3 protein-coding genes and 2 pseudogenes are annotated in these 5,663 nt (G+C 41.9%); 4 read left to right on the forward strand and 1 reads right to left on the reverse strand.

What is annotated here, in order from left to right:
• Nucleotides 1-147: 147 nt before the first annotated feature.
• Nucleotides 148-455: pseudogene (locus Q7J27_02735) on the reverse strand (sugar phosphate nucleotidyltransferase).
• A 1,087-nt stretch (nt 456-1,542) separates the two neighbouring features.
• Here Q7J27_02735 and Q7J27_02740 point away from each other — a divergent pair.
• The 4 genes and pseudogenes from Q7J27_02740 to Q7J27_02755 all read left to right on the forward strand — a co-directional run bounded on the left by Q7J27_02740 (nt 1,543) and on the right by Q7J27_02755 (nt 5,655).
• The gene (locus Q7J27_02740; protein ID MDO9528057.1) at nt 1,543-2,826 is read left to right on the forward strand and encodes a DDE-type integrase/transposase/recombinase; all 1,284 of its coding nucleotides are present in this window, start codon (nt 1,543-1,545) and stop codon (nt 2,824-2,826) included.
• The gene (locus tag Q7J27_02745; protein ID MDO9528058.1) at nt 2,823-3,626 is read left to right on the forward strand and encodes an AAA family ATPase; all 804 of its coding nucleotides are present in this window, start codon (nt 2,823-2,825) and stop codon (nt 3,624-3,626) included. Before Q7J27_02740 ends, Q7J27_02745 begins: the two co-directional genes overlap by 4 nt.
• Before the next feature lie 493 nt (nt 3,627-4,119).
• The gene (locus Q7J27_02750) at nt 4,120-4,326 is read left to right on the forward strand and encodes a helix-turn-helix transcriptional regulator (protein MDO9528059.1); all 207 of its coding nucleotides are present in this window, start codon (nt 4,120-4,122) and stop codon (nt 4,324-4,326) included.
• A 99-nt stretch (nt 4,327-4,425) separates the two neighbouring features.
• Nucleotides 4,426-5,655: pseudogene (locus tag Q7J27_02755) on the forward strand (type II toxin-antitoxin system HipA family toxin).
• The last annotated feature ends 8 nt before the right edge of the window (nt 5,656-5,663 follow it).

Below are 5,663 nucleotides of genomic sequence, written 5' to 3' on the forward strand. Positions count from 1 at the left end.
GTTGACCGTTTTTCAATAAAGCTTGATTTCCTGAACTCACTTACTCCAAAACCAGAAGTTCCACCATTGCCATTCTGGCCTCTTTCTCAAAATCTTTCTTTGTTGTTTGAAGAATATCCGGTAAATTTTGTGGATATTCAAAGTAACTGGATCATTTTTTATAAAATCTTCTCCAATGATAAATGCCTGGACAAGTCCGTCCGGAGAAGGCTGGATAGCATATTCCAGACAGATACCCCATTGCGAGCAATCACCCCCAGCAGGTGCTTGAAACTGTCAAAGTCATGGGGCGTTGTGATAACCAATATCTGGGTAATGCCCGAAAGCATGAGAGTTGACAGGGGATAATAAATCATGGGCTTGTCATACACGGGCATGAGCTGTTTACTGACTGAATAGGTCAACGGATAAAGCCGTGTTCCTGACCCGCCTGCTAATATGATTCCCTTACGCATAATTAATTTTGTCCTCACCGAATTTCCTGCTAAAATTCAATACTTTTCCCCCAAATAACCACAATAACCTGGCTTCTGCCCTTCAGGGTAAAGGTCACACGTAAGCGAAGCCTGACCCCCATCCACTAAACCCTTAAATCTTAAATCATTCTAATCCTTAAACACCTCTTTTTGGCATCAAAAAGTGCACCCTAAGGCCTTTTCAGCGACCGAATCTTCTAATTCATCTGGCAATGATCCGTTAAAAAAATAAATCAAGATATTAGTATCAAATAAATATTTCATATTCTATGGCTTAAATATTTTCAGTTTTAAATCTTTTATGCTGTTAATTGCCGCAATAAAATAGACAGAAAAGAGATAAAATTTTCAAAATATATTGACTAAAAGTATCAAAATGTTGGATTAAATGGGCTTTCATGTGGAAGCCTTTTTTTATGAATAAATTGGGCGGGGAGAGTTACAGCTCTCATCCCGCCCTAAACAACCGGGGCAATAAGCCCCAAAACCAATTAGCCAATGATACTTTTTGTGGATGTAATACTCAAGAAAATTTTTACCATGGGGCGAGATTTTCCATGGACCCGACCGAAGAAGTGCCCCTGTTGTGGGAACTGGAAAGTATGGGGTCATGGGTTTGCCAGTACAATTTTTCAAGGATTTGACGACCCTTTATTGTTGAAGCGTTACCGGTGCCCGAGTTGCAGATGTATTATTAAACTGCGCCCTTCAAGCCACTTTTCCAGATTTCAATCATCAAAACATACCATTCGATCAGCCCTTGTTCATCGAATCACTACAGGTAGATGGCCCAGAGGGTCTGCCGGATCACGCCAGCGCCACTGGCTTTGTAATCTGAAGCATCAAGTCAAAGCTCATTTGACCGAAGAATGGAAAGACGGCCTGGCCGCAGCCTTTGATTATCTTATGAGCCTGGGACGAATCCCTGTCAGCCGATCAATTTACGTGTGACCTTCAGGTTAAACCTGTACAAAATTAACTATTTAAACACCCTACCGAAGGCTTCTGGCGACATCCTTTTTTTGCTGTTGTAAAGAGGAGGAAACCTTAAAACAGGAGGGAGTTTATGGAAGAAAAGTACAAAATTGATGTAGCAGTCTTTCGATACAGCGTTATTCATGATTTTGTAAGTGGAATAACGCTGGATCATGGAGAAAAAGAAAAACTGTTAATGGAAAAGTGTGACCGAAAATGGGTTATTCCCCATTCGGACAGGACCAGTATCAGCAGAGGGACGATACAACGCTGGATAAAACTTTATCAAGAAAGTGGGAACAACCTTGAGTCCCTTTACCCCAGTACCCGCAACGACTGGGGTAAACAACGAGCTCTGGATGAAGAAACATGCCTTGGACTTGTCCGTCTGCGAAAAGAGATGCCGGATGTCAGCGTTCCTTTTATTGTCAAAACGATGAAAAAACGTGGTGTTATCCCGCCAAACACTTATCTGCCTTTTATAACGGTTTATCGATTTTTTCACCAACAAAACCTTATGAGAAAGCACACAACGGTTGAAGACAGGAGAAAATATGAGGCAGAAATGCCCAATGACATATGGCAAAGCGATGTCATGCACGGCCCAAAGCTTATTGCAGGAGACAAAAGGCACAAAACATACCTGATAGCCTTTATCGATGATCATTCCAGGTTGATACCCTATGGTCAATTTTACACATCGGAAAATGCACTATCTTTTATGCATGCCTTTGAGCAAGCATTATTGAGACGAGGCCTGCCCAGAAAATTGTACGTGGATAACGGCAGCGCTTATCGATCCCGACAGCTTATGCATACAGCGGCTTCCCTTGGCATTGCCCTGATCCATGCCAGGCCTTATAAACCACAAGGAAAGGGCAAAATTGAGAGGTTTTTTAAAACTATCCGGTCTCAATTTTTACCGGGTTTTACCGGCAAAACACTACAGGATATAAACCAATCCTTTGAAAGATGGCTTACTGATGAGTACCATTGCCGGAAACATTCATCCACTCGTCAATCTCCGATCAGCCGGTTTGTTGATAATATTGAATGTATAAGGTCGGCACCACAAAATCTAAAAGATCACTTTAGAAAAGTTGCCAGGCGAAGGGTAAACAAAGACAGGTCGGTTATACTTGACAGAATCATGTACGAAGCCCCGGTTACGCTGATCGGCAAACAGGTGGAGCTGCTTTATCATGAGGATGAACGCGAATCAGTTGAGATCAGATACAAAAACAAGACCTATGGCATGCTGAATCAGATAGATATTAATGTCAACTGCAGGGTTAAGCGGGATAAAAACAATAATATCGCCATATCTTCAAAAGATTTAACACCTCAAAGTGGCCAAATATGGGGGATGCCATGAGTTACCGTGTTTTTTTTGAGTTTATGCAGGAACCATTTAGTGCTGACATATCACACAAGCAAATACTTGTTACCCCTTCTTTAATAGGTGTTGAGGAACGTATCCACTATGCAGTCCGTTTAGGAGCTGTTGCTCTGATTACCGGAGAGATAGGCTCAGGCAAATCAACCGCTTTAAGGTATGTGACCAGAAATTTTCACCCTTCAGAATACAAGGTTATTTTTGTGACGGCTTCTGCCGGTTCAATACTGGAATTATACCGCCAGATACTCAGTGAGCTGGGAACAGATATGGGCAGCACATCAAGAGCCGTCATGATCCGGAAAATCAAGCATGAGGTACTGGAATTTGTTCATGGTAAAAAAATGAAAGTTGTGCTGGTAATTGACGAAGCCTCCTTGTTCCAGCTGGGTGTGTTTGCAGAACTTCATACTTTGATCCAGTTTGAAAGTGACTCCAAACCCTTTTTGCCTGTAGTGCTTGCAGGGCAGAGCAACCTTATTGATAATCTCATGTACAGAAACTCAATGCCGTTAGCATCGAGAGTTGTGGGCAAATGTCATCTTCAGGGTGTAGATAAAAAAGGTATGGAAGAATATCTGAGCCACCATCTATCCATTGCAGGAGTAAATCATAATATTTTTGAAAGTGCTGCTATTACGGCTATTCACCAAGGTTCAGGTGGTCTGTTCAGAAAAGCCAACCATCTGGCCCGAGGTGCCATCATTGTCGCAGCAAAACATAAATCTGCAATGATCACTGCTGAACATGTTCGGATTGCAGCGACTGAAATTTTTTAATCAAAGGAGAGGAACATAAATATTGAAGAAGAAGAATTTTAGAGTTTCGGTAAAACGGAGTCAGGATATCCTGGGGAGGAAACCTGACAAGGGATAGCCGGAAGGTAGGTGGCATTGAATAATGCACCCGGGGGAAGTGGATAAATTCTGCTTCCCCTTTCATTATTATTCAAGCTATCCTGCCCCATGCCTTAAAAAACCCATTCGTGGGAGCAAAGCGACCACTGCTTTTTGTTCAAAATAAATTGATAATTTTTTAATCTGTTTAAAATAATCAGGAAATTTTAGCCAGCATAAAGTGGCAATCAACACCAATGCTTTGAGCATAAACACAGTAACTTATCGTCACTACGAGGGGCGCAGCGACGCGGCAGTCCAGAACAACCACAATAAGCGAAGCCTGCCCCCGTTTTTTACCTGACCCCCTATTCACCATTGACTATTTAATAAATATAATTTGCTTTAATGTAAAATTAATGCAATAAAACAAATTATGATTACTGTTAAAGAAAATGAAACCTTGAAAAACCTGGGGCAGCGTCTGAAAATCGCCCGGTTGGAATTAAATGATCCACAAAAAGAGTTTGCCTTCAGGATAGGCGTATCCATTCCAACCCTTTACAAAATGGAACAGGGGAATCCTTCCATATCAATCGGTACATGGATTAAAGCATTTATCAATGCTTGGCAGACCGTATGATTTCGATAAATTGATAGCGCCCAGAGAATCTTTATTTGAAAGGTATGAGGTTTTAAAAAAAACAAAAACCCGGCAGCGGGTGCAAAGGCAAAAAACAGAATGATCCGATTGTTTGTCAATCTTACACTTCCTTGCAATACAACATTATTTTGCGGTGAAATTGTCACGACCTTACCTGATCCCCGCGGAATTATACAGGGTGCATTCCGATATGCGCCAGAGTATCTTAAACACCCGCTTGCTTTCCCTTTAGATCCGGTAAATCTGCCGTTAAGCCAAAAAGAGTTCCAGACAAATAGACCGGAAGGAGTGCATGCAGTTTTTGAAGATGCTCTGCCCGATGACTGGGGCAGAAATCTTTTGATTAAAAAAGCAGGGCTTGGGCGGGGTGAACAGACCATCCCAAGGTTGCTTGAAATTTTGGGGTCAAATGGATTAGGCGCCCTGTCCTTTGAATCGAAACAGGATAGACCTGCTAAACCAAATCCTTCAGCCGGCATAAAAGATTTGGGAACCCTTTTGAATGCAGCTTCACGATACGAATCAGGATTGCCGTTAGATGAAAAAGAGTTGCAATTATTATATCAAAGTGGGAGCAGTCCTGGCGGTGCAAGGCCAAAAGTTCTTTGCCGGAAAGAGACGGGATCTCTTTGGATTGCAAAGTTCCCCCGGCATAATGATACCTTTCATGTGGAGTCTATTGAAGCTGCTACGCTTGAATTGGCGAAGCGCTCCGGATTGCCTGTTCCTGAATTTGAAATTCAGGATATAGGTAAAAGTAAAGTATTGTTGGTGAGGCGGTTCGATATTTCAGATCATGGGGGCAGATATCATATGATCAGTAAGCAAACCCTGTTGCAGGCCCAAGGGTATTATTTCTAAAGTTATAATGATATGTTTGATGTGGTCAAAGCCCATAGTTACCAACCGTCAATTGATGTCCCCATCTTATTCCGCCAGATGATTTTTAATGTGGCAGTCGGAAATACGGATGATCACCTTAAAAATTTTTGTATGCTCCACAAAGAGTCCGGCTTTTGCCTGTCACCCGTATATGATGTGCTGCCGGATATATATGAAAAAAGAGAGCATTCATTATCTTTCCCTTCCGGGGCAGGTTTTTTGCCGCCGGGCAGAAAAATACTTCACAACATGGCTAAAGGCCATAACATTGAAAAGGCCGATCAGATAATTGATACTGTTTTGCAGTCAGTATCCCGTTGGAAAAATATCTTTCAACAATATGAGGTCCCTGAACCTGAAATACAGCGACTTGAATGGGATATCAATAGAAGGATTGAATCTTTGGGAAAAACCCTCAACTTTTAAGTTCATAA

The organism is Syntrophales bacterium (genome assembly GCA_030655775.1).
GTDB lineage: Bacteria > Desulfobacterota > Syntrophia > Syntrophales > JADFWA01 > JAUSPI01.

What these genes read in the sequence shown, in the direction of transcription:
- Q7J27_02745 (MDO9528058.1), top strand. Translation starts at nt 2,823, where the DNA reads ATGAGTTACCGTGTTTTTTTTGAGTTTATGCAGGAACCATTTAGTGCT.
- Q7J27_02740 (MDO9528057.1), top strand. Translation starts at nt 1,543, where the DNA reads ATGGAAGAAAAGTACAAAATTGATGTAGCAGTCTTTCGATACAGCGTT.
- Q7J27_02750 (MDO9528059.1), top strand. Translation starts at nt 4,120, where the DNA reads ATGATTACTGTTAAAGAAAATGAAACCTTGAAAAACCTGGGGCAGCGT.